The sequence below is a fragment of the Domibacillus tundrae genome, assembly GCF_000970675.1.
In the GTDB taxonomy this organism is placed as follows: Bacteria; Bacillota; Bacilli; order Bacillales; family Domibacillaceae; genus Domibacillus; species Domibacillus tundrae.
On sequence record NZ_LAJA01000001.1, the window covers coordinates 381,225 to 406,719 of the forward strand.

Consider the following 25,495-nt stretch of genomic DNA (forward strand, 5'->3'; position numbering starts at 1 on the left):
CGAATGGGACGGATGAAAGAAAAGATGTTCTATTATTTTAAAGTAACTATTTTAGATAGCATTCAACGAAAACTAATGGGGACACTCCTGCTTGTCATGATGGTTCCGCTTCTCGTATTTATGCTAATCTCTACGCAAATTTCAAGAGGCACGGTCGAATCCTCGGAAATAAGCTCAAATATTTCGAGGATAGAACTGTCCGGCAGCTACATAGAGGAGCAGATTCGCTGGTATGATGAATTTTTATTCGATGCTATTGTGGATGAACAGCTGGTGCCCAGTATTTCATCAGTGGATAATATCGGTACGGCTAATGCGTTTAATACGCAATCCTATATTAAAGACAAGCTCTTTAGCTTGTTTAACGGGCGAGATGATGTCGCTGCAGCTTCCCTTATTTCGTTTGAAGCGAACCAGCTGTATAAAGTGGAAAACAACGATTTCTTCGTTTATCCTTATTTGGATTTGCCAGTTCGCCAAGAAAACAAAGATGCCATTTTTGGTGTGAACAAGGAAATAGGTACATTTTCATTCGAACGATACATTTATCGCTTCGAAGATCAAAAAGCAGTCGGGAAAATTCAAATTAATGTTAACTTTTCATTAATGGATCACATTGCGGAAAACCTAAAAAGTAATGAAGGAGAACATATTTTGCTTCTCGACTCAAATGGAACTGCCCTTTACAATCCGGATGAAATTAAATTCACGGAATCTTTCAGCCGTAAAATAGCGGAACAATCAGAACAAATTACCTATGCCAAAGAAGAAGAAAACTATTATTTTCTTCAAACAATGATGGACGGCGAATTGACACTTTTAAAAATGGTTCCAGAAGAAGTCATGATGGTGGGCGCTGTTCATATCGGCCGATCCGGCATCGTCATTCTAATTATTTCAATGATCTTAACGGTCATTTTGTCTATCCTTGTATCGAACCAAGTTGCGAAGCCGATAGTCTCATTAACGAAAGCTATGGAGCGCGTGGAAGAAATGGATTTTCACGTTAATATGAAAGTAGACCGTACAGATGAAATCGGCACCCTTCATCGCAAGTACAAAGAGATGATCGATCGAATACGGGATCTTATTGAAAAGAATTATAAACGTGAAATGGAAACGAGAGATGCGCAGTTTCTTGCTTTACAAGCGCAGATTAACCCTCACTTTCTTTACAATACACTTCAAGTAATTGGGGGAATGGCGCTTAAAAATGGGGCGGAAGAAATTTATAAAATGACGCAGAAGCTGGCGCTGATGTTCCGTTATATCACAAAAAAACAAGGGGATCTCGTACCGATGCGAGAAGAAGTTGACCACTTAAAAAACTATTTATATATTCAGCAAGTCCGCTTTGGAGAAAATATTTCAGTCCATCTGTTTGTAGATGAATCTGTAAACGAAGCATTGATTCCTCTTTTATCCCTTCAGCCAATTATTGAAAATTCGTTTAAGCATGGTTTTGAAACTCAGGTTGAGAAAGGTATCATCAAAATTGATATACAAGAAGTATTTGATGAAATTGATATAACAATTGAAGACAACGGGGCAGGAATGAGTGAAGAACGACTACTAGAAGTCAGAAAGAAGCTTGCCATGGAAGGATTTTCTGAACAGCGCAGCATTGGGGTGAAAAATGTAGATGCACGTATCAAGCTTTATTTTGGCAGAGGATATGGCATTGAACTGGACAGCACCGAAGCTCGATATACGAGGGTGACGATTCGCATTCCCTCAAAACTAAAGGACGTGAGAGCATGACAACGTTATTAATCGTGGATGATGAACGATGGACAAGAGATACGGTAAAGACGCTTGTTGATCAGGAATTATGGGGAATCACCCGTTTGGAAGAAGCCGTAAATGGAGAGCAGGCGATCAGGAACATTCAAGAGTCACGACCTGATATTGTCATTACGGATATGAAAATGCCGGGGATGGATGGAATTGGACTGCTTGAAGTGCTGGAGCGGGATTATCCGAATCTTCCGGTTATTGTGTTGAGTGGCTACCAGGATTTTATGTATACACGCCAGGCCATTAAAGCAAAAGCCATTGAATATTTGCCGAAACCAGTGGATGGAGAAGAGTTAAATCAAGCTCTTGGAAAAGCCATTATGGAAAAACGGAAATTAGAGCAACAGCAAATGAGCTACCCGCTGTTTGCGTCCAAGCAGCCAGAAATCACTTCACTATTAGATCCGTTTTACGGAACGCTGGCATTTTCATTAAAAGAGTTAAATGAAGCACAGTTTGAGGCGACCGTTCAGCAATTTTTAACGCAGATTACGCCCAAGCTTAAACAAAATGAGTCCCTTCACTATCGCCTCCATCAGCAATTTCTTTTGTTAATGGAAGACGTTATGAAGCAACATGACGTTACTATAGAAGATTTGGGATTTAAGCGAAAAGAATTTATGTATCACCCTGCGATTCCGGTTGAGACTGTATTGATGAACGTTCAAGTGATCGGGAAAACAGCTATACAGAAAATAAAAAAAGGAGCAAAACAAAAGACACGCGTCAACTTGGATGAAATTAAGCAGTACATTCAAGAAAACTATTCGTCCCCCGATTTATCTCTCGGCATGATTTCGAAAAAATTTTATATTAGCAAGGAATATTTAACTACCGCATTTAAAAAGAAATTTGGCTGCAATATTACCGAATTTATTATTGAATATCGGATGGAAAAAGCCAAAGAACTGGTTGAAACGACGACGCTTCAATACAAAACCATCAGCAGCATGATCGGATACGAGGATGTCTCTTATTTTTACCGATTATTCAAAAAAGTGTACGGGACATCTCCCGGGTCCATGAGGAAAGATTAATATAATACAAATGTAAGCGCTAATATTGTCAATTTATCAAGAGTGAAAAACCGACTATGATTAAAAAAAAGCAAAGGGGAGCTAAAAATGAAAAGAGCGTTTACATTACCACTCGCATCCGTTTTATTTGCTGGAATGCTGGCAGGTTGTGGAGGAGAAAGCAGTTCATCTGGCGGTTCATCATCAGGGGACTCTGATCAAGTAGAGCTGAAAGTTTTCATCGGACAGCCTCGTTTTAAAGAACAGTATGAAACATATATTGATCAATTCGTGGCAAAACAAAAGGAAGAAGGACGGGACGTTACGGTTAAACTTGAACTTCCAAGCGTAAATGAAGCCGATGAGCTGCTGAAAACGCGCCTCGCTTCAGGAGACAGTCCGGATGTATTTGCCCTCCATGCAGTCAACGATATTCCTGTATATGATAAAGCCGGATACCTAGAAGATTTATCAGGTGAGCCGTTTGTTGAAAAAATGTATGATACGGTCTCGCCAGCTGTCACTAAAGACGATCGTGTTCTGGCACTTCCGCTTGAAACGCTTCAGTGGGGATACATTTATAACAAAGATTTATTTGAAAAGCATGGCGTAGAGCTTCCGCAAACACTGACAGAAATGAAAGCGGTTGTAAAAACGTTTGAAGATGCAGGAGTGACACCATTTATTAGAGCTTACAAGGATTCCTATATTCCACAGCTGTTTTTGCCGCTGACAGTCGGTGCTCTTGAAAGCACGACACAAAAAGGATTTGTCGAAAAAATGAATGCAGATGAAGGGTCCTTTGCAGATTTACAAGATGAAATGTTTCCTATTATTGATTTAGTCCATGCCCATGGTACAGATCGTCCGTTTGAAGTCGGCCAGGATCAAGGAGCAGCCGCATTTGCAGCCGGCGAAGCCGCGATGTGGGTGCAAGGTCCTTGGATGGCTGAATCTTTAATGGCAACCAATCCTGATTTTAACTTTGGTGTAGCACCGCTGCCAATAAATGAGGATCCAAATGCCACTTTAATTGATTTGAGTACATCGACGTCACTGGCTGTATCGAAACAAAGTGAAGTGAAAGATGTAGCGAAGGATTTTGTGAATTATGTTTTGGATGAGCAGGATTCAAGCGAACTATATGAAAGCCTTGGCTTTAATCCGATTTCAGATGTTCATACATTTGAACCGTACCCGTGGCTTGCTGACTCTGCGAAATATGTAGAAGAAGGCAAAGTTTATCAAGATCCAACCATTCCTGCAGCTGTTAAATCAGCTTCCGAAAAACTGCTGCAAAGCTATTATGCTGAGGATGCATCACAGGATGAAGTCGTTGAAGGGCTCGACCGCGCATGGCAGGAATACAATAAGCTTAATAAATAATTAGTGAGAGAAAGACAGCCTCATAAGCTGTCTTTCCCTATATAAAGCAAGGAAAGGACTGAATCAGCATGACGGTAAAAGCCATTAACGACAAAAAAGAAACCTCAGTCAATGTGCGCAAAAAAGAAAAAAAATTAAGAACGAAAAGCAGTCGCTTAAGTTTAATTTTATTCGTACTGCCTGCCTTTATTTTTTACTTCATCTTTTTGCTTATCCCGATGCTTGGTGCGGGAGTGTACAGCTTCACCGATTGGAACGGGCTCAATCCTTCTTATAATTTTGTCGGATTTGACAATTATATCGAAGCCTTCAAGGATGATCCTGCGTTCCGCGACTCATTTTTCTTTACGCTTAAATATACAATCGTCGTTTTCTTCGTACAAAATATTGTGGCCTTGTTATTAGCCTTGCTGATTGAATCAAGAGTGAGATCCAAGGGCTTTTTCAGAACCATCTTTTTTATGCCAAATATGATCAGCTTAATTATCAGCTCGTTTATGTTTTCATTTATCTTCACAAACGTGTTCCCAGAGCTTTCTCAAAAAGCCGTTTTTTCGTTTCTCGATCAGTCCTGGATCGGTGACCCGGACGTTTCCTTTTATTCAATTGTCATCGTTTCACTCTGGCAGGGAATTGGCTACATGATGATTATTTATATGGCGGCACTGCAGGGTGTTCCGAAATCACTGACAGAAGCAGCGATGATTGATGGGGCAAATATCTTTCAGCGGCTGCGCCAGGTTACGCTGCCAATGATTATGCATGCCATTACGATTTGTTCATTCTTAACACTAAATGGGGCATTCAAAGTGTTTGACGTTGTTTATGCCTTAACACAAGGCGGTCCGGGAACATCCACACAGGTGATGGCGCTGAATATTTATCAGGAGGCTTTTTCAAATAACTTCCGGTTTGGCTACGCCAATTCAAAAGCGATGATCTTGTTTCTTGTTGTTCTTGTCATCACAATCATTCAAATCAGTATTTCAAAACGCAAGGAGGTCGAAGCGTAATGAAGGAAAACAAAGCTGCTTCATGGTCGGTCAATATCGTATTAACCCTTTTCGCTGTCGTCTCATTTTTTCCAATCTATATGTCCGTGGTCAACTCATTTAAAACACAAGGGGAAATTTTTGATTCGGTACTTGCTTTGCCAGAAAACTTTTCCCTTGATAATTACATTGGCGTGTTCCAGGAGCTGAATCTGCTCAGCAGTGCATGGAATACACTGATCGTCACCGTTGTCGGTCTTGCTGGTATTGTCTTTTGTGGCTCTCTCGCCGGTTATAAGCTGGCCCGTACGTCGGGGAAATTAAGCAATTTTATCTTTTTGATGTTTGTCGCATCGATGCTTGTCCCGTTTCATTCTATTATGATTACACTCAGTCAAATGGCGAAAGGTGTCGGGGCACAGGGTTCGTTAATCGGCCTTGGATTTATATACATCGGCCTTGGGGTAAATATGTCGGTCTTTCTTTATCACGGCTTCGTGAAAGCCATCCCGAAAGAGCTGGAGGAAGCGGCAAAAATCGATGGCTGCAACGACTTTCAAATTTTCACCAAAATTATTTTTCCGCTTCTAAAGCCGATTACGGCAACCATTTTAGTGTTAAACGTGCTGTGGCTGTGGAATGACTTTTTATTGCCGCTCATTATGCTGACAGATGTGAACAACTACACGTTAATGCTGTCGATCAACATGTTGTTCGGCCAATACGCAGCAGACTGGCCAAAAATACTTGCAGCACTTGTATTAACAGCCTTACCAGTCGTTGTTTTCTATGCATTCTTCCAGAAATATATTTTAGAAGGCATTGCGGACGGAGCTATTAAATAAAAGGTAGAAAGAGAGAGAACATACTGATGGAAAAGTTACTCTATGGTGTTGCGTATTATGATGAATATATGCCCTATGAACGGCTCCAAACAGATATACAAATGATGAAGGATGCCGGGATTAACGTAGTGAGGATTGCGGAATCCACATGGAGCACGCACGAGCCGCAAAACGGTGTTTTCGATTTCACATCAGTCAACCGGGTGCTGGATGCCATGCACAAAGCGGGCATTCAGGTCATCGTGGGTACACCGACGTATGCGGTCCCAACATGGATGGTCAAAGAACATCCGGAAGTGTTGGCGGAAACAAGGCAGGGTCCTGGAAAGTACGGAGCTCGTCAAATTATGGATATTACCAGCCCGGTTTATTTGTTTTATGCAGAGCGCATCATCCGGAAGCTGATGGAGCAGGTAAGCACCCATCCGGCTGTGATCGGCTATCAAATTGATAATGAAACAAAGCATTATGATACGAGTGGCCGGAACGTGCAGCTGCAGTTTGTGAAGTATTTAAAAGAGACATTTGGCACAACAGACGCGCTCAATAAAGAGTTTGGACTGACTTACTGGAGTAATAAAGTCAACGCATGGGAAGACATGCCGTCTGTTGTTGGGACGATCAATGGAAGCCTAGGGGCAGAATTCTCGAAATTTCAGCGTGGTCTTGTTAACCGGTTTCTGTCATGGCAGGTCGACATTGTGAAGGAATACCGCAAACAGGACCAGTTTATTACGCAAAACTTTGATTTTGAGTGGAGAGGGTATTCGTTTGGCGTGCAGCCGAATGTAAATCATTTTACAGCATCCGAACCGTTTGATATCACCGGTGTTGATATTTACCACCCGACACAGGATGACTTAACCGGCATTGAAATTTCATTCGGCGGCGACGTAGCCCGGTCCACCAAGCAGCAAAACTATTTGGTTTTGGAAACAGAGGCACAGGCCTTTTCCAACTGGACGCCATACCCGAACCAGCTGCGCCTGCAGGCCTTCAGCCACGTGGCCTCCGGAGCAAGTATGGTGGCGTACTGGCACTGGCATTCGATTCATAATTCGTTTGAGACGTATTGGAAAGGGCTGCTCAGCCATGATCTGCAGCCGAATCCTGTTTACAATGAAGCGAAATCCATTGGGGCTGATTTTAACCGCTTGTCTCCGAAACTGGTGAACTTAAAAAAAAGCAACAAAACGGCCATTCTAGTCAGCAATGAATCATTGACGGGAATGCAATGGTTTCCTTTCAACCAAAAGACGGAATTGAATTATAACGACATCGTCCGGCTCATCTATGATGAACTGTATAAGTTGAATGTGGAATGCGATATTATTCACCCCGGAACAGAAAGGCTTGAAGATTATTCATTGTTAATTGTCCCTTGTCTTTATGTGGCATCGGATGAACTGTTAGACCGGATAAATACGTATGTGGAAAATGGAGGGCATGCCATTTTTACCTTTAAATCCGGCTTTACAAATGAACATGTGCAAGTTCGCACAACGGTGCAGCCCGGACATATTGAAAAAGTATGCGGTGTACAGTATCAAATGTTTGTCGAGCCGAAAAACGTGAAACTAACGGATCACCCATACGAAGTCGAAACAGAGCAAAACGAGGTGCACACGTGGATGGAGCTTCTCGTTCCGACGACTGCGGAAACGCTGGCCCGCTATGACCACCCAGCCTGGGGAGATTACGCGGCTGTTACTGGAAATGAATGCGAAAAAGGGTATGCGACCTATATCGGCTGCATCGTTTCAAGTGAGCTGATGTCCAGCATATTAAAGCAGTCATTGAAGCGTGCGGGAATTTGGGAAAGTGAACAGACCTATTCATTCCCACTCATCATCAAAAGCGGAACCAATCAAGATGGCAAACAGATCAAGTTTTTATTAAATTACTCATGGGAACCTCAAACGATGCTTTCCCCTTATGGAGAAGCGATTGAATTGCTTTCTGGAGAAAACATAAAGGCTGAACAAAGCATGACAGTGGAGCCGTGGGGATTTTTGATTTTAGAGATTCAATAAAGGAGCAGGCATATTATGACAAACATACAGTGGATTTCCACAACGAAAGAGCAGTACTGGCAGGAAAAACAGCCAGAGCAAAAAGCGGATGCCTCAGTTAACTTAATCGTCACTGACGACGCAAAGCGGGTCATTGAAGGGTTTGGCGGGTGCTTTAATGAACTTGGGTACCACGCTCTGCAGCAATTGCCGGAAAGGGAGCAGCACAAAGTGTATGACGCTCTTTTTTCGCCGGACGGAGATAGCCGCTTTTCCATTTGCCGGCTCCCGATCGGCGCCAGTGACTATGCACTTGAATGGTACAGTCATAATGAAGCAGAAAATGATGTTGAAATGGACCATTTCAGTATTGAAAGGGACCGGCAGTATTTAATTCCTTATATAAAAGAAGCATTAAAAAGAAATCCAGATTTGCAGCTTTTCGCGTCACCGTGGAGCCCGCCGACATGGATGAAGTTCCCGAAAGCATACAATTACGGTACGCTTCGCTGGGAGCCCGCTATTTTAAAAGCATATGCGCTTTACTTTGTTAAATTTGTCCAAGCATATGCGGAAGAAGGCATTACGATTCATCAAGTGCATGTTCAAAATGAAGTGGTCGCGGATCAAAAATTCCCATCATGCGTATGGACAGGCGAACAGCTGCGTGAATTTATCCGAGATTATTTAGGCCCGGCTTTTAAGGAGCATGGCCTTGAAACAGAAATTTGGCTTGGCACTATTAATGGAATCGTGGAAGATTTGTTTGCCAAATCGGCTTCTGATTATGATTCCATTGCCGCACCATCTTTAAACGATCTGGAAGCAGCCCAGTTCATTTCAGGTGTCGGATATCAATGGGCAGGGAAATATGCACTGCAGCAAACGGTTCAAAGCTATCCGGACATGAGGTATATGCAGACAGAGAACGAATGCGGCGATGGGAAAAATACGTGGGATTACGCTCATTATGTATTTAACCTGTACCGTCATTATTTTATTAATGGAGTGAATGCGTATATTTACTGGAACATGATTTTAGAGCCGGAAGGAAAAAGTACATGGGGATGGAAGCAAAATGCGATGATGACGGCTGACGTGGAAAAACAAACGGTCCACTGCAATCCGGAATATTATGTTATGAACCATTTCTCGCGTTTTGTAAAACCAGGTGCTCGACGTATTGAAACGGTGGGACCGTGGACTGGCACTGCCGTCGCTTTTCAAAATCCGGACGCCACAAATGTAATTGTTCTTCAAAACCCGTTTAAAGATACACGTGAAGCAAATGTAACGATCAACGGAGAAATCTACACCTTTTTTCTGGAAAAAGAATCGTTTCATACGATTACATGGTAACCAAGAGCTGTTTTTAAGCCGGAATAATGATTTTTGGGCCGGAATCCATGGCGCCAAGGGCGGAAAAATATTTTTCCGGCCCAGGAGCACTGGAATCCGGCCCTCTTTTTTATATTTCAGCCCAAGCTGCAGAAGTTTATGCGGTAATGCCGTTAATAAACTGCTCGATCATCATCGAACACGCCCCAAGTGCCGGCGCATTCTTTCCAAGCGTTGAAGGCAGGAAGGCGCATTCTGTATCGAAGCGGACATTCATGCGGGATGACAGTGTGTTTTTCAACGCGTTCAGCACAAATGGATTGGATTCAATCAGCGGATTGCGTAAAATGACGGCTTCCGGATCAAATGTATTGGCAATATTAACGAGTCCGATGCCTAAATAATGACCAAAGTTTTCAAGCGCTCGGAACAGCTCAACATCATTTTTCTGAAGGCGGGAGGCGATTTCATCATCATTCCACTCTCTGGGCAATGACTGGCGGAACGCTTTTTCCGAAGCATACAGCTCCCAGCAGCCGCGATTTCCGCAATTGCATTTTGGCCCATTAAAATCAATGGTCATGTGACCCATCTCACCGGAAAAACCGTGGACGCCGCGGTACAGTTCATTGCCAAGGACGAGTCCGACGCCGATGCCTGTGCTGACACTGATATAAATAAAATCATCATATGCTTTTGCTGCTCCATATATATTTTCGCCATACGCGCCGGCGTTTGCCTCATTTTCAATCGTGACCGGTACGTTGAATGTACTTTCGACTATTTTTTTTAATTCAACGCCATTCCAGTGTGTATTTGGCGTTAAGACAATTTGTTCTTCACGGTTCACAAGCCCGGGCACACAAATACCAATGCCGATGAGGCCATATGGAGAAACGGGCATTGTATCGATCATCTGTTGATTCGTTGTTAAAAGAAGAGCGATCGTTTCATCCGGCGAAGATTGTTTTAAATCGAAATAACGTTCGGTTACAATCGATCCATCCAAATCGGTTAAAAGGACGGTCATATCATCCACACCAATGTCGACGCCGATGGCATAACCCGCTTGTTTATTAAACATAAGCATAACAGGACGGCGCCCGCCGCTTGACTGGCCCTGCCCGATTTCGAAAATGAATTTCTCATCGACCATTTCTTGAATTTGAGCAGACACGGTAGACTTATTTAAGCCGGTCGTTTTTGATAAATTCGCGCGTGAAATAGGAGAATGATGAATAACCTCCTGTAAAAGCCGCCGCTTATTCATTTTTTTCACTAAGTTTTGATCTGCAATCATCATATTTGCCACTCGCTTTGTTGTTTATTTAAATAAAGTTCTCTTTTATTATAACGAAAAGCTTGAAAAATGAAAGCGTATTCTGCTAAGATACTAATTAAGTTAGTTTAATCAAACAACAAACATAAAAAGGGAGGCATTACTATGTATTTTGAAAACGTAAATAAAGTTCAATTTGAAGGAGCCCATTCTAAAAACCCATTCTCATTTAAGCATTATAATTCGAAAGAAGTCATTGGCGGCAAAACGATGGAAGAACAGCTTCGTTTTTCAATCGCTTATTGGCATACATTCACAGCAAACGGCAGCGATCCATTCGGCGCCGCGACAATGCAGCGCCCATGGAATAAATATTCAGATATGGATCTTGCGAAAGCGCGTGTTGAAGCATCATTTGAACTATACGAAAAATTGGGTGCACCGTATTTCGCGTTCCATGACCGTGACATCGCGCCAGAAGGCAGCAGCTTAAAAGAAACAAATGAAAATCTTGATGTCATTGTATCGATGATTCAAGATTATATGAAAACGAGCAATGTGAAGCTTCTTTGGAACACCGCCAACATGTTTACGAATCCACGCTTCGTTCACGGGGCGGCAACAAGCAGCAATGCGGATGTTTTCGCTTATGCGGCGGCGCAAGTGAAAAAGGGATTGGAAACAGCGAAGCTTCTTGGTGCGGAAAACTATGTGTTCTGGGGCGGCCGTGAAGGGTACGACACATTATTAAATACGGACTTGAAACTCGAGCTTGATAACTTGGCGCGCTTCCTGCATATGGCGGTCGATTATGCAAAAGAAATCGGCTACGACGGCCAATTTTTAATTGAGCCGAAGCCAAAAGAGCCGACAACGCACCAATACGATACCGATGCGGCAACAACATTGTCTTTCCTTCGCCAATATGGACTCGACAGCCATTTTAAATTAAATCTGGAAGCGAATCACGCAACGCTTGCCGGTCATACATTTGAGCATGAGCTTCGCACAGCGCGCATTAATGGCATGCTTGGTTCGGTTGATGCGAACCAGGGTGACCCGCTTATTGGCTGGGATACAGATGAATTTCCAACCGATCTTTATTCCACTACACTTGCGATGTACGAAATTTTGCAAAATGGCGGGCTTGGCAAGGGCGGCTTGAACTTTGATGCGAAGGTGCGCCGTGCTTCCTTTGAAGCAGATGACTTGTTCTTGTCGCACATTGCCGGCATGGATGCATTCGCCATTGGTTTAAAAACAGCGCATCGATTAATTGAAGACAAAGCATTTGAAAACGCGATTGCAGACCGTTACAGCAGCTATACAACAGGCATTGGCCTTGAGGTCGTGGAAGGGCGCGCTGATTTCCATTCGCTTGAAAAATATGCACTCGAAAACAGCCAGATTCAAAATCGTTCAGGACGGCAGGAAAACTTAAAAGCGATCCTGAACCAGTATTTGCTGGGGAACTAAAATAAAAAAATAAAAGTGGACCGGAAAATCACCTAAGAGCTGGGGGAATCCGGTCCCTTTTTCAAAGGAGCGGAAAAAATGAAATACGTAATCGGGATTGACCTCGGTACTAGTGCGGTGAAGACAATTTTAGTAAATGCGGCAGGTGACATTTGCGCGGAAGCATCAAAAAGCTATCCGCTTTTTCATGAACGGGCAGGCTGGAGTGAGCAAAATCCGGATGATTGGGTAACGGGAACGATTGAGGCTCTACAGGAAATGATGAAGCAGGCGAATGTACCGGCGGAAGACATTATGGGTATCAGTTATTCCGGCCAAATGCATGGGCTTGTACTCCTTGATGGGCAGCATCAAGTTCTTCGAAAAGCGATTTTATGGAATGATACACGGACAACGAAACAATGCGAAGAGATCACCGAAACGCTTGGTCAAAAGATGCTGGCTATTACAAGAAACCGGGTACTGGAAGGATTTACGCTTCCAAAAATCCGCTGGGTGCAGGAACACGAGCCGGAACTGTTCCAAAAAGCGGCCCTTTTCTTGCTGCCAAAAGATTACGTGCGCCTGAAAATGACCGGAAACGCTCATATGGATTACTCGGATGCGGCAGGGACGCTTTTATTGGATGTCACGAATAAGGAGTGGAGTAAACCGATTTGTGAAGCATTTCATATTCCCTTTTCTCTTTGTCCGCCACTTGTCGACTCAACCGAGCGAACGGGTACACTTCTTCCGTCCATTGCGGAACAAACCGGGCTGCGCGCAGAAACGCCTGTTTTTGCGGGCGGCGCGGACAACGCGTGCGGAGCAATTGGCGCCGGTATTTTAAGTGCGGGGAAAACGATGTGCAGCATCGGCACATCAGGGGTCATTTTAGCGCATGAAGACGATTCTGCCCGTGATTTTGAAGGGAAGGTTCACTTTTTTAACCACGGTAAAAAGAACGCGTTTTATACAATGGGTGTGACGCTTTCCGCTGGTCATAGCCTGCAATGGTTTAAAGACACTTTTGCGAAAGATGAGTCGTTTGATGAGATGCTGGCAGGGGTTGGAGACATTCCGCCGGGCGCTGGCGGGCTCCTGTATACTCCTTATTTAGTCGGTGAACGGACGCCTCATCCGGATTCAGTCATCCGGGCAAGTTTCATTGGCATTGACAGTGCCCATACGAGAGCCCACTTTGCAAGAGCCGTCATGGAAGGTATTACGTTCTCTTTACAGGAATCTATTGAAATGTTCCGCAATGAAGGAAAAGTGGTCGACACGGTGATTTCAATCGGCGGCGGGGCGAAAAATGATGTATGGCTGCAAATGCAGGCGGATATTTTCGATGCCAAAGTTGTGAAGCTGCAAAACGAACAAGGGCCGGCGATGGGTGCTGCGATGATTGCGGCGGCTGGAAGCGGAATGTTTGACTCTCTCGAACAGTGCGCAGATGTATTCATTAAAGAAGGACAGACGTTTAAACCAGATTCGGAACGGGCAAAGCAATATCAATCACTGTTTTCTATTTATCAGAGAGTGTATGATCAAACAAAGGCAATTAACGAACAACTGCGGTCATTTCGCGCGTAAAGGAGTTTTCTTATGATTCAGCACGTACTATTTGATGGCATTGAGGCGATTCAAGCGTCTAACGATCATCTTCAACTGCTTCTCATCCCGTCGTTCGGCAGCAACGTCATTTCGTTGGTTGATTTGAAAACAGGACAGGAATTGCTCGTTAAACCGGATTCTTTTGCGGCGTTAAAAGAGAGTCCAATTTTGCACGGCATTCCGGTTTTATTTCCGCCGAATCGAATCGAAGGCGGGACGTTTACGTTTAATAATGTCATCCATGAGTTTCCGATCAATGAAATAGGCAAACATCATATTCACGGCTTTGTGTATGATCAGCCGTGGGACGTAACAGCGCAAAAAGAAGAAGATGGAATCATCACGATTGAAACAGCGATTGGGCTACATGAACCGGAGATTTATAAAGATGTGTTGATTCATTTAACGTACGAACTGAGTGGACAGGTGCTGCGCCAGAAAGCCATTGTAAAAAACAATGGCAGCGAGTCTTTTCCATGGGGCATCGGCTACCATACTGTTTTTCGATTTGATGAAGCAGTTTCTACGTTTTCTTTAACGAACAAAAGCCAGTGGACGTTAAGCGAAGAAGCGATTCCGACGGGGGAACAAGTACCGGGGGAGCCGTTTCACAATAAAAATATACAGGGTGTGCCGCTCGATGATGCATTTGCTGCTGTTGAACAAGGAAATGAAGCAGTTTTGACTAACAATGAAACGGGCCAAATGATTAAGTACCAGACCGATTCTTCGTTTAAGCATTGGGTCGTCTATAACGGAAACGGACATGAAGGCTTTTTTTGCCCCGAGCCGTACACGTGCATAACGAACGCATTCAACATGGATCTGCCGCATGAAACGACCGGACTGCGTGTTTTACAGCCGGGTGAAGAAGACCGTGTAATAGCCCAAATAGAGATAGCACATCCGCAGTGATCTTACTGCGGATTTTTTGGTACAATGAGGAAAAGAGCTGAAAGAAGAGGATGAAATGAAAAAATCACTCATCGAAACGCTTTTAAATGGAACGCCGCCGGATGATTACTTACAGAGAGAAGCGGAGGAGCTGAGCTGCGTGGAGACTGATCCTGACCCGCCAATCGTTCAAGCGGCAAAAGAATGGCTCGCGCCAGAACTCAAGGTGCTGCTCATAATGACGGGATTGACGGTCGGCATGATGGGCATCGGATATGTGCTGATCTTTTAAGGGGATTGAAAAATGAAATGGAATTACTTTTTTATGCTGGCGACAGTGTTCGTCGGCTTTCTTATTTTTGGCTTTTCGGAAAATGTAAAAGGACCGGCAATGCCGCGTATTCAAGCAGATTTTGAGCTCGATGCCTTTCAGGTTGGCACACTTCTTTCATTTAATTCGATCGCCTATTTGCTTGCGTGTACGTTTACCGCTTACTTAACAAGAAGATTTGGCATCAAAGTGGTGAGTGTGGCATCGTTCGGATTTATGACTTTATCTGGTATATTCATTTATTTTTCTAATACATACACCGGCCTTGCCGGGGCCTATTTTTTTATGTACGTCGGAAATGGCATGCTTGAAATTGTGTTAGCGATTTTAAGCGCACGCCTATTCGTGAAAAATACCGGGACGATGATGAACCTGGCGCATTTTTTCTATGGGCTCAGCTCGATTGTCGCGCCCATACTGGCCTCTGGTTTAATGAATGTGACAATGAGCGGAGTGCTGCTGGATTGGCGCGGCATGTATTTGATCGTGATGCTGCTTTCGCTTATTCCGATGATTCCAGCTTTCGCAAGCCGGTTCCCGGCAGATGATTTTCAAGCAGAAAATCGGCTGCCAATGCAAACGCTGATGCGGGATCCGGTTATTTGGCTGATCGTCCTTATTTTATCGTTTGGCGTCGTATCGGAAATGTCTGTCGGCGGATGGCTCGTCAACTTTTTAGAAAAAGCGTACGGCTGGAGTAACGCGGATGCGTCCAAAATGCTGTCGATTTTCTTTTTGTTTTTTACCTTTTCACGATTGTTTTTAGGACCGATTACAGATCGGATTGGCTTTACGGTATCACTCATTTTATTTGGAGGCTTATCCGCATTGTTAACTTTTATTGGGCTTGTGATCGGCGAGCCCGGTGCGATTTTGCTGGCAGCGGCCGGAATCGGTATTGCACCTGTTTATCCGACCGTCATGGCGATGATTGCCCGCCGGTATCGTGAAAACAGCGACACCGCAATTACGTTTGTTGTCACGTTAATGGGCATCGGCACAGTAGCCGGTAATTTTATCATTGGCGCGATTATCACCGGCATCAACCGAATCGTTGCCGAACAGGCGGGAGCAGAAATGGGTGTGGTGCGTGGTATGCAGGCGGGCTACGCATTTATTGGTATTTGTGCGCTTTTTTGTGCACTGTTCAGCTTCATTTTGTATGTTTATTTGTGTAAACAAAAGGAAGTTATATAAAAGACGGTTTTTGCAGTAAAGGAGAGGGAGCGAATGAAAGAATCAATAGTATCTTTAACACGAAAATTGGTTGAATTCCGAACGGTGGAAAAAGACCGGATTAACGCGGCCGCCGAATATTGTTCGGAATGGCTGGCAGCGAATGGTGTTCATGCGAGAGTCATTGACAATGAAGGGTTGAAAAGTGTCGTTGCCATCATCGGCAAAGAAGGGCCGACGATTATTTTAAATGGCCATTTAGACGTTGTACCGGCAGGACCGGATCAATTTATTCCATACGTCGCAGATGGAAAGCTTTACGGACGCGGGAGTTTTGACATGCTTGGTTCGATAGCGGTGATGATGCATGTGATGGCTGAGCTCGTTCAAGAAGAGCTGCCGTGCAAGGTGATGCTCGCTCTTGTGCCGGATGAAGAAAAAGGCGGGCAAAAAGGAACAAAGTATTTAGTAGAACATGGGTTAATTGGCGATGTCGTCATTTGCGGCGAAACGACAAACCTGGATATTGCTGTACAGGCGAAAGGTTTATTGCAGCTGGAAATAGAAATTGAAGGTGTCTCCGCTCACGGCAGCCGGCCGTGGCTTGGCGATAATGCGATTTTAAACGCCGTCGAGACGTATAAGAAGATTGAAGCACTGCCTATTTTTAATGTAAGTACGCCTTATTTCGAGCATCCGTCGCTTAATCTTGCCCGGATCCAAGCCGGCCAGGCCATTAATCAAGTACCGGACCGCTGTATTATGGACCTTGACATTCGCTATTTGCCGGGGCAGAATCCGTCCGTTCTGCTCAGTGAAATAAAAGGGGTGGTAAATGGGACGATTCGGGTGCTGAGTGAAGGGGAGCCTGTGCAAACAAACCCAGATCATCCATTAATCGTCCGGCTCCAAAAAGCGGCCGAGCGTATATGCGAACGAAACATTCAGCTGTTTGGCCAGCATGGAACAGCTGATACACGTTTTTATGCGGCACGCGGCATTCCGGCGGTCGAATTTGGTCCATGCGGCGCCAATCATCATGGGAAGAATGAATATGTTGATACAGCTTCACTGGTTACTTATAAAGAAGTACTAACCGAATACATTTGCGGGTTTTAAGTGAAAAAGCGGTCACCACGGTAAAAGGTGACCGCTTTTTTTATAAAATCGGTGACAACAGACGGGCAAGTGATTCACCGATTCGTTTTAGAAACGTGCGGTGCTCGTAACGTTCGCGGCTGACCGGAACGGAGTCAGCAAAGTCATGAAGAAAATCAATTTCAATTTTTTCAACAGCAGGTGTCCGGTTATATAAAAATGTCATCAGTTCATGATTCAACCGGAAACTGCGGACATCGAAATTGGCAGTGCCGACGATGGCATGCACATTATCAATTAATAAAACTTTAGCATGGATAAAAGAATCATCACGGTACGCAAACACTTTTACACCAGCGCTGAGTAAATCTTTAAAATACGAATTCGTTCCATAAAACGAAAGAGCCCGGTCGCCTTTACCCGGCACAATTACACGCACATCTTTACCGCTGCGGGCTGCAACACGGATGGCAGCAAGTGCTTCATCATCTGGCACGAAATACGGAGAAGCGATCCAAATCGATTTTTCCGCTGACTGAATCATTTCCATCATGGCATCGCGTACGTCGCGTTCCTCATTATACGGTCCGCCGTAAACGGTCTGCACCATTTGATCGGCTTCATGCACCTTTGAAGGAAAATACACTTCAAATCGAAATGGCTCTTTTAATTCATCCAACAGCGATGACTTGGCACCTGTCGCATGAATCCAGTCGGTAATAAAAGATTCTTGCAGCTGGCGGACAGCCGGTCCCTCCATCCGAATGTGAGTATCGCGCCACACTTCGAATTGAGGCGTATTGCTTCGGTATTCTTCTCCTACATTTAATCCGCCGGTAAAACCGGTGTGACCGTCGACCACAACCATTTTCCGATGGTTTCGCAAATTGGCGGTGCGCGTCAGCCAGGGCGATACAATGGAGTCAAAGGCATGCGCTTCGCCGCCCGCATCTCTGAGCGGTTTTAAAAACGATTTCGGCAGACCGGACGAACCGAGTCCATCAAACAAAAAGCGTACGTGCACATTAGCCTCTGCCCGTTCAATGAGCGCATCACGTATTTGCATAGAGATTTCATCATTCCTGAAAATATAATATTGAATATGAATATGGTGTTCTGCATGGCGGATCGCCTCTAAAATAGCAGGAAACGTTTCATCTCCATTTGTTAAAATATCTACTTTATTGCCAGCAAGCGCTTCAAAGCCCGTCATATTCCGGATATTTTTCGCTTCGGGAAGCTGTTCCGAAATGTCCCATTCTTTTCCGAGATGCCGCATTGTTGTAATAAATTTAACGGTTTCCGAAATCACCTGCTTCGGCAGCATCCGTCTTCTTGGATCGCGTCCGAATACGGCGTATACAACGGCACCGGCAAGAGGGAATGCGAGAACGAGCGCACTCCACGCTACTTTTGAATTCGTGCCCCGTGAATCAAACAGAAGGAGACTCAGCACGACAAACACCGAAATTCCACCAGCTAAATACGTAAACGCAACCGACAATTCGTTCGAATAAAAACGGATTGAAAAATAAACAAGACCAACACATGCAGCTAGGACAACTAATTGCACAATCTTTTCTCTCATGGCTGACACATCCTTTCACAAGGCCTGTCTCCATTGCATGAAGGCAATAAAGAACAAGCAATTCATCAACTTTCCACTAGTTTACCCGAAAATTTCCCTCATGTGACAGTTGAAATTTAAAAAAAGGTAGGGTATAGTGAAAATATAATAAATGAATGAGCATTCATTCAAGAGGGGGACACGAACGTGGTTCAGCACATCCATAAAGCGGCCGTGATCGGATCTGGTGTCATGGGGTCTGGCATTGCAGCGCACCTGGCCAATATAGGCATTCCATCCGTTTTGCTCGATATCGTATCGGATAAAGAAGAAAATCGCAATCATCTTTCTGAAAGCGCTATCCAGAAGTTGTTTAAGCAAAAGCCCGCACCGCTCGCCTCTAAACAAAATGAGGCGCTCATTACGGCAGGCAATCTTGAAGATGATTTGGATAAATTAGCGGAAGCAGACTGGATTATCGAAGTCATAGTTGAACGGCTTGACGTGAAAAAATCGATTTTTGAGCTTGTAGATGCCCACCGTAAAAAAGGCAGCATCGTTTCATCAAACACATCTGGAATCTCAATAAACGCGATGAAAGAAGGACGGAGCGACGATTTTAAAAAGCATTTTCTTGGTACCCATTTTTTTAACCCGCCCCGTTATTTAAAGCTGCTTGAAGTGATTCCGACAAACGATACAGATCCAGCTGTGACGGCATACATGAAATCGTTCGGTGAAAATATCCTCGGCAAAGGAGTCGTGCTGGCGAAAGACACGCCGAATTTTATCGCCAACCGGATTGGCACATACAGTTTATTGAAAACGATGCACGTCATGAAAGACATGGATTTGTCATTTGGCGAAGTGGATTCTATCACAGGTCCACTCATTGGAAGACCGAAGAGCGCTACTTTCCGGACGCTCGATGTTGTCGGCCTTGACACATTTATTCATGTAGCGAAAAACGTGTATGACCAGACATCAGGAGAGGAACAAGCTGTTTTTGATGTACCGGAAGTGCTTGTTCGCATGCAGAAAAAAGGCTGGCTTGGCGCAAAAGCGGGGCAGGGGTTTTTCAAAAAAGAAGGAAAAGAAATTTTAGAATTGAACGCTGGGACGATGGAATACGTTGAACGCAAAAAAATGAAAGCGAATTCAGTTGAAATGGCAAAGCAGCAAAAAGGGCCAGCCAAATGGAAAACACTCGTTTACACAAAGGATGAAGCAGGACAATTTCTTTGGGATATGCTGGCACCAACACTTCTTTATTCAGCTCAGCTTACTGGTGAAATCGCTGACGACATTGTGTCGATTGACCAGGCGATGAAATGGGGGTTTGGCTGGAACGACGGCCCCTTTGAAATATGGGATAAGATCGGTGTAAAAGAATCCGTCGAAAAAATGGAAGCGGAAGGGCTGGCTGTTTCCGGTTGGGTGAAGGAAATGAATGGTCCGTTTTACCAAGACGGGCAGTATTACGATCCTGCCTCAAAATCCTACAAGCCGTTCGCGAAAAATGAAAAAGTCATTCATTTGCGTAAAGGAACAAAAGTGATTAAAGAAAACAGCGGCGCGCGTCTGCACGATATCGGGGACGGGGTGGCACTGCTCCAATTTACTTCGCCAAACAACGCGATCGGCATGGATATTATTCAAATGATCAATGCCTCTATAGACGAAGTGGAGAAAAATTACAAAGCGCTCGTCATTGGCAATCAAGGGAAAAACTTCTGTGTCGGCGCGAATTTAGCGATGATTTTAATGACGGCACAGGATGATGACATGTGGGAAATTGATATGACCGTAAAGCACTTTCAGCAGGCGATGATGAAGATTAAATACAGCTCAAAGCCGGTGGTTGCAGCACCCTTTGGAATGACGCTCGGCGGCGGAACAGAAGTATGCCTGCCGGCCGCACACATTCAAGCAGCGCATGAAACGTATATGGGGCTTGTTGAAGTCGGCGTGGGTCTTATTCCTGGAGGTGGCGGCAACAAGGAGCTTTATATTCGCCATTTAAACCAAATGGCAGAGGGTGTGGACTATGATTTGCAGGCGGTTGCCAATAAAGTATTCGAAACGATTGCGATGGCGAACGTTTCCACATCTGCTGCGGAAGCGCGGGACAATCACTTTTTATATCACTCAGATGGCATTAGTGTCAATCAAGATCACCTTTTATACGACGCTAAAAAAGCCGCTCTTCATTTGGCGGATAGAGGCTATACGGCACCAGCCAGAAAAAAAATACCGGTCACTGGGGAAACCGGTTATGCGACATTGCTCTTAGGCGCCCAGTCGATGCATGCATCCGGTTTTATTTCCGACCATGACTTGACGATTGCCAAAAAACTCGCCTGGGTTATTGCGGGCGGCAACGTACCATTTGGAACGAACGTTGATGAAGAATACTTGTTAGAGCTTGAACGGGAAGCATTTTTGCAGCTTGCCGCAATGCCGAGAACACAGCAGCGCATGCAGCATATGCTCGTTAAAGGAAAACCACTTCGTAATTAAAGGGGAGAAATAAAATGAAAGAAGCGGTTATTGTCTCAGGAGCGCGGACACCGGTCGGCCGGGCCAAAAAAGGAACACTTCGTTATACACGTCCAGACGATCTAGGTGCACTGGTCGTGAAAGAAACGCTCAAGCGGGCAGGAAATTACGATGGAGAAATTGATGATTTGATTATTGGCTGTGCGATGCCGGAAGCGGAGCAGGGATTAAATGTAGCACGGAACATTGGCGCACTCGCCGGGCTGTCACATGATGTGCCGGCTATTACAGTCAACCGCTACTGTTCGTCCGGTCTTCAGTCGATCGCGTATGCAGCAGAGCGGATCATGCTTGGCCATGCAAGCACAATCATTGCCGGCGGAACGGAATCGATGAGCTTAGTGCCGATGATGGGCCATGTCGCCCGGCCAAACGTCAAAATCGCAGAAGAAATGCCGGGCTATTACATGTCGATGGGCCATACAGCAGAAGAAGTCGCTAAAAAATACGGCATTTCTCGAGCAGATCAGGATGCTTTTGCCGTCTTGAGCCATGAAAAAGCCGGCCGCGCGATTGCGGAAGGAAAGTTTGTGGATGAAATTGTGCCGGTGGATGTCACGTTCCGTCAAGTGGGCACTGATCATAAAATACATGAAGAACATGTGACGTTTTCGATGGATGAAGGGGTTCGCCACGGAACATCAATGGGAGGACTGGCAAAGCTGCGTCCTGCATTTTCGGTTACAGGATCGGTTACGGCAGGGAATGCATCTCAAACGTCTGACGGAGCAGCAGCAGTCATGGTGATGGAGCGGGAGCAGGCAGAATCACTCGGATTAAAGCCAATCGCCAAGTTTCGCTCATTTGCGGTCGGAGGGGTTCCGCCGGAAATTATGGGCGTTGGGCCGGTTGTCGCCGTGCCAAAAGCGCTCAAGCTTGCCGGTCTTGAGTTGTCGGATATTAATTTGTTTGAGCTGAACGAAGCATTCGCTTCCCAGTCGATTCAAGTCATTCGAGAACTCGGGCTTGATGAAGACAAAGTGAATGTGAATGGCGGCGCAATTGCACTCGGTCATCCGCTCGGCTGCACTGGAACGAAGCTGACGCTCACGCTGTTGCATGAATTAAAGCGCCGTAATCAGCAGTTCGGCGTTGTTACAATGTGTATTGGAGGCGGAATGGGAGCCGCCGGGGTATTTGAACTGATCAACTAATAAAAGGGGGAAATAATCATGGCAGCAAAAGGTGGTTCATTTTTAATAGAAGAAGTCGAAGCAAATGCGATATTTACACCGGAAGATTTTTCAGATGAGCAAAAAATGATTGCAAAAACAACGGAAGAATACGTGATGGGCAGCGTGATGCCGGAAGTACCGTACCTTGAAAAGCATGAATTTGACCGATCGGTGAAATTGTTGCAGGAAGCAGGAGAACTCGGGCTGCTTGCGGCGGATGTACCCGAAGAATATGGCGGGCTCAACCTTGACAAAGTCAGCTCTGCGCTCATTGCGGAAAAGATGGCAGTGGCAGGTGGGTTTTCAATTTCACATGGCGCACACGTCGGGATTGGGTCACTTCCGATTGTGTTATTTGGCAATGAAAAGCAAAAAGAAACATACTTACCGGATCTCGCTGACGGCACCCGCTTTGCGGCCTATGCGTTAACAGAGCCAGGTTCCGGTTCAGATGCACTCGGCGCGAAAACGACCGCACGTTTAAATGAAGCGGGCACGCATTACGTGTTAAATGGTGAAAAACAGTGGATCACTAACTCCGCTTTTGCAGACGTTTTTACCGTTTACGCAAAAATTGATGGCGAGCAGTTTTCTGCATTTATCGTCGAAAAAGGCTATCCAGGCGTATCAACTGGTGCGGAAGAAGAGAAAATGGGCATTAAAAGCTCTTCAACCCGTACATTAATTTTGTCCGATGCCGAAGTACCGGTTGAAAATCTGCTCGGTGAAGCAGGACGGGGGCACGTCATCGCCTTTAATATTTTAAATATCGGCCGCTACAAGCTGGGCGTCGGCACCGTCGGCAGCGCCAAGCGGGCACTCGACATTTCACTTAAATATGCGGCCGAGCGTAAGCAGTTTAAAACATCGATTGCCAATTTTAATTTGATCAAAGAAAAATTCGGCACGATGTCATCTAAACTATACGCGGCGGAAAGTGCCATTTACCGGACTGTCGGCTATTTTGAAGAGCGGATGAGCGCGCTGTCTGAAGAGGAACAAAAAGATGGCAAAGCCATTGCGGCGTCCATTGCCGAGTATGCAATTGAATGCTCGCTAGGCAAGTTTTTTGGCTCGGAAGTACTCGATTACATTGTCGATGAAGGCGTCCAAATTCATGGAGGCTACGGCTTCATGGAAGAGTATGAAATCGCCCGTATGTACCGCGATTCTCGCATTAACCGGATTTTCGAAGGAACAAATGAAATTAACCGGCTGCTCGTACCGGGCACATTTGTGAAAAAGGCATTTAAAGGTGAACTACCGTTATTTGAAAAAGCAAAAGAACTGCAGGGCGAGCTCATGACGCTTATGCCGGAAGAACCCGGCGGAGAGCTGCTGGCACAGGAAAAAATGCTCGTGAAAAACGCGAAAAAAATTGCGCTTCTCGCCGCTGGGCTTGCGGTGCAGAAATACGGCAAAGGGTTAGAAGCAGAACAGGAAGTACTTGCCAACATCGCTGATCTCGTTAACCTCGTCTATGCGATGGAATCAGCGGTGCTGCGAACAGAAAAAGCTATCGCGGTGTCCGGCGAAGAGAAAAACAAACAAAAAGTACTGTACACACAAATTTTCTGCCAGGAAGCATTCAACGAAATCGAAGTGCATGCGAAAGAAACGCTCGTTGCCATTGAATCCGGTGACAGTCTGCGCATGATGATGTCTGTACTGCGAAAGCTCGGCCGCCATACGCCGATCAACGTTATCGCGAAAAAACGTGAAGCAGCGGATCGTCTAAATGAATCATTGAAATACGTCGTTTAACGAGCGGGCGAGGCTGTCCCATAAATCAGATACATCTGGTTTTTGGGGACAGCTTTTTATTATTCACTCTTTCTCGTTAACGCCGGAATAGAAGGGTTAACGCCGGAATAAGAAGAATAAAGCCGGAATACTAGGCGTTAACGCCGGAAAATTGTTTTTTTCGGCGTTAGCACCTATCTTTTCGGCGCAATCAGAACTATATCGGCGTTCACTCATACTAGGCCAGCATACCGAATGGATAATAAACTTTTGGGACATCCCCGTTTTGAGCGTGAGCAAATCGTATTTAAAAAAGGATTTTTTGCAATCATGTCGAAATGGATGTCATGAGGTGAGAAATAATGAAATTTTACTGGTATCCGAAATGCGGGACGTGCCGTAATGCTAAAAAGTGGCTGGATGAGCATAATGTATCGTATGAAGCCATTCATATTGTAGAGGCGCCGCCATCAAAAGCGGAACTAAAGGAAGCATATGAAAAAAGTGGACTTCCGCTGAAAAAGTTTTTTAACACAAGCGGACAGAAATACCGTGAGCTTGGATTGAAAGATAAAGTAGCAACAGCTTCAGACGATGAGCTGATCGACATTCTTTCCACGGATGGAATGCTGATCAAGCGGCCGCTTGCAATTGAAGGCGAAACGGTGACCGTCGGCTTTAAAGAAGAAGATTATAAGCAAAAGTGGCAGTGATTTTCTTGCTTTCCGCTCAAATAATCAGTAAAGTGTAAAGTGTAAAGTGTAATTATTCTAATCTGGAGGTACATACACATGAACTTGCCTAAAGAGCTGCGTTATTCTGAAGAACATGAATGGGTAAAACAAGAAGACGGGAAAGTGCGCATCGGCATTACGGATTTTGCCCAATCGGAACTCGGCGATATCGTATTTGTTGAGCTTCCATCTGTCGGTGACACATTAACAGCAGACGAGCCATTCGGCAGCGTTGAATCGGTTAAAACTGTTTCTGAATTGTATGCACCTGTCAGCGGCACGGTTGTTGAAATTAACGAAGAGTTAGATGACAGCCCTGAATTCGTCAACGAATCACCATATGAAAAAGCATGGATGGTCGTTGTAGAGCCGTCTGATGCTGCGCAAATTGATGGATTAATGACAGCAGAGCAATATGAAGAAATGACAAAAGAAGATTAAAACCGGGACCGGCACTTTGCCGGTCTTTTTACTTTGCATT

20 protein-coding genes are annotated in these 25,495 nt (G+C 44.9%); 18 read left to right on the forward strand and 2 right to left on the reverse strand.

Annotated elements, in window-relative coordinates:
* Positions 1-3 precede the first annotated feature (3 nt).
* The 7 genes from VQ00_RS01890 (at position 4) to VQ00_RS01920 (ending at position 9,407) form a co-directional block, all read left to right on the forward strand.
* Positions 4-1,761: a sensor histidine kinase gene (locus tag VQ00_RS01890; protein WP_046178422.1), complete on the forward strand. Its 1,758-nt coding sequence runs from the start codon at positions 4-6 to the stop codon at positions 1,759-1,761.
* A complete protein-coding gene (locus tag VQ00_RS01895; RefSeq protein ID WP_046178423.1) occupies positions 1,758-2,834 on the forward strand; it encodes a response regulator transcription factor in 1,077 nt (358 codons plus the stop codon). The genes VQ00_RS01890 and VQ00_RS01895 overlap by 4 nt, the downstream gene beginning before the upstream one ends.
* Positions 2,835-2,921: 87 nt before the next feature.
* A complete protein-coding gene (locus VQ00_RS01900) occupies positions 2,922-4,199 on the forward strand; it encodes an ABC transporter substrate-binding protein (RefSeq protein ID WP_046178424.1) in 1,278 nt (425 codons plus the stop codon).
* A 68-nt stretch (positions 4,200-4,267) separates the two neighbouring features.
* The gene (locus tag VQ00_RS01905; RefSeq protein ID WP_082091432.1) at positions 4,268-5,212 is read left to right on the forward strand and encodes a carbohydrate ABC transporter permease; all 945 of its coding nucleotides are present in this window, start codon (positions 4,268-4,270) and stop codon (positions 5,210-5,212) included.
* Positions 5,212-6,036 (forward strand): carbohydrate ABC transporter permease, encoded by an 825-nt coding sequence (locus VQ00_RS01910; RefSeq protein WP_046178425.1) that lies wholly within the window; start codon positions 5,212-5,214, stop codon positions 6,034-6,036. Before VQ00_RS01905 ends, VQ00_RS01910 begins: the two co-directional genes overlap by 1 nt.
* A gap of 26 nt (positions 6,037-6,062) precedes the next feature.
* A complete protein-coding gene (locus tag VQ00_RS01915; RefSeq protein ID WP_046178426.1) occupies positions 6,063-8,069 on the forward strand; it encodes a beta-galactosidase in 2,007 nt (668 codons plus the stop codon).
* A 15-nt stretch (positions 8,070-8,084) separates the two neighbouring features.
* Positions 8,085-9,407 carry a glycoside hydrolase family 30 protein gene (locus VQ00_RS01920; protein ID WP_046178427.1) on the forward strand — a complete coding sequence of 441 codons (1,323 nt, stop codon included), beginning with the start codon at positions 8,085-8,087 and terminating at the stop codon, positions 9,405-9,407.
* A gap of 136 nt (positions 9,408-9,543) precedes the next feature.
* Here VQ00_RS01920 and VQ00_RS01925 read toward each other — a convergent pair whose 3' ends face one another.
* A complete protein-coding gene (locus tag VQ00_RS01925; protein WP_046178428.1) occupies positions 9,544-10,689 on the reverse strand; it encodes an ROK family transcriptional regulator in 1,146 nt (381 codons plus the stop codon).
* Positions 10,690-10,830: 141 nt separating this feature from the next.
* Here VQ00_RS01925 and xylA point away from each other — a divergent pair, with 141 nt between their 5' ends.
* From xylA to VQ00_RS01955, 6 genes are all read left to right on the forward strand, one after another.
* Complete coding sequence (xylA, locus tag VQ00_RS01930) at positions 10,831-12,141, forward strand: xylose isomerase (protein ID WP_046178429.1); 1,311 nt, start codon at positions 10,831-10,833, stop codon at positions 12,139-12,141.
* A 78-nt stretch (positions 12,142-12,219) separates the two neighbouring features.
* A complete protein-coding gene (gene xylB / locus VQ00_RS01935; RefSeq protein ID WP_046178430.1) occupies positions 12,220-13,716 on the forward strand; it encodes a xylulokinase in 1,497 nt (498 codons plus the stop codon).
* A 12-nt stretch (positions 13,717-13,728) separates the two neighbouring features.
* Positions 13,729-14,652: an aldose 1-epimerase gene (locus VQ00_RS01940; protein WP_046178431.1), complete on the forward strand. Its 924-nt coding sequence runs from the start codon at positions 13,729-13,731 to the stop codon at positions 14,650-14,652.
* A 55-nt stretch (positions 14,653-14,707) separates the two neighbouring features.
* Complete coding sequence (locus VQ00_RS01945; protein ID WP_046178432.1) at positions 14,708-14,923, forward strand: hypothetical protein; 216 nt, start codon at positions 14,708-14,710, stop codon at positions 14,921-14,923.
* 12 nt (positions 14,924-14,935) lie between these two features.
* Positions 14,936-16,159 (forward strand): MFS transporter, encoded by a 1,224-nt coding sequence (locus VQ00_RS01950; RefSeq protein ID WP_046178433.1) that lies wholly within the window; start codon positions 14,936-14,938, stop codon positions 16,157-16,159.
* 33 nt (positions 16,160-16,192) lie between these two features.
* On the forward strand, positions 16,193-17,257 hold the full coding sequence (locus VQ00_RS01955) for a M20 family metallopeptidase (protein WP_046178434.1): 1,065 nt from the start codon (positions 16,193-16,195) through the stop codon (positions 17,255-17,257).
* A gap of 40 nt (positions 17,258-17,297) precedes the next feature.
* Here VQ00_RS01955 and cls read toward each other — a convergent pair whose 3' ends face one another.
* Positions 17,298-18,824, reverse strand: a complete 1,527-nt coding sequence (gene cls, locus VQ00_RS01960) for a cardiolipin synthase (RefSeq protein WP_046178435.1) — start codon at positions 18,822-18,824, stop codon at positions 17,298-17,300.
* Between the two features lie 186 nt (positions 18,825-19,010).
* On the opposite strand from cls, the gene VQ00_RS01965 reads away from it, so the two are divergent.
* From VQ00_RS01965 to gcvH, 5 genes are all read left to right on the forward strand, one after another.
* Entirely contained in the window at positions 19,011-21,323 is a 2,313-nt protein-coding gene (locus VQ00_RS01965; RefSeq protein ID WP_082091433.1) for a 3-hydroxyacyl-CoA dehydrogenase/enoyl-CoA hydratase family protein, read from the forward strand.
* Positions 21,324-21,337: 14 nt separating this feature from the next.
* A complete protein-coding gene (locus tag VQ00_RS01970) occupies positions 21,338-22,516 on the forward strand; it encodes an acetyl-CoA C-acetyltransferase (RefSeq protein ID WP_046178436.1) in 1,179 nt (392 codons plus the stop codon).
* Between the two features lie 18 nt (positions 22,517-22,534).
* The gene (locus tag VQ00_RS01975) at positions 22,535-24,301 is read left to right on the forward strand and encodes an acyl-CoA dehydrogenase family protein (RefSeq protein WP_046178437.1); all 1,767 of its coding nucleotides are present in this window, start codon (positions 22,535-22,537) and stop codon (positions 24,299-24,301) included.
* A 341-nt stretch (positions 24,302-24,642) separates the two neighbouring features.
* Positions 24,643-24,993, forward strand: a complete 351-nt coding sequence (locus VQ00_RS01980) for an arsenate reductase family protein (RefSeq protein ID WP_046178438.1) — start codon at positions 24,643-24,645, stop codon at positions 24,991-24,993.
* A gap of 78 nt (positions 24,994-25,071) precedes the next feature.
* Complete coding sequence (gcvH, locus tag VQ00_RS01985) at positions 25,072-25,455, forward strand: glycine cleavage system protein GcvH (protein WP_046178439.1); 384 nt, start codon at positions 25,072-25,074, stop codon at positions 25,453-25,455.
* The last annotated feature ends 40 nt before the right edge of the window (positions 25,456-25,495 follow it).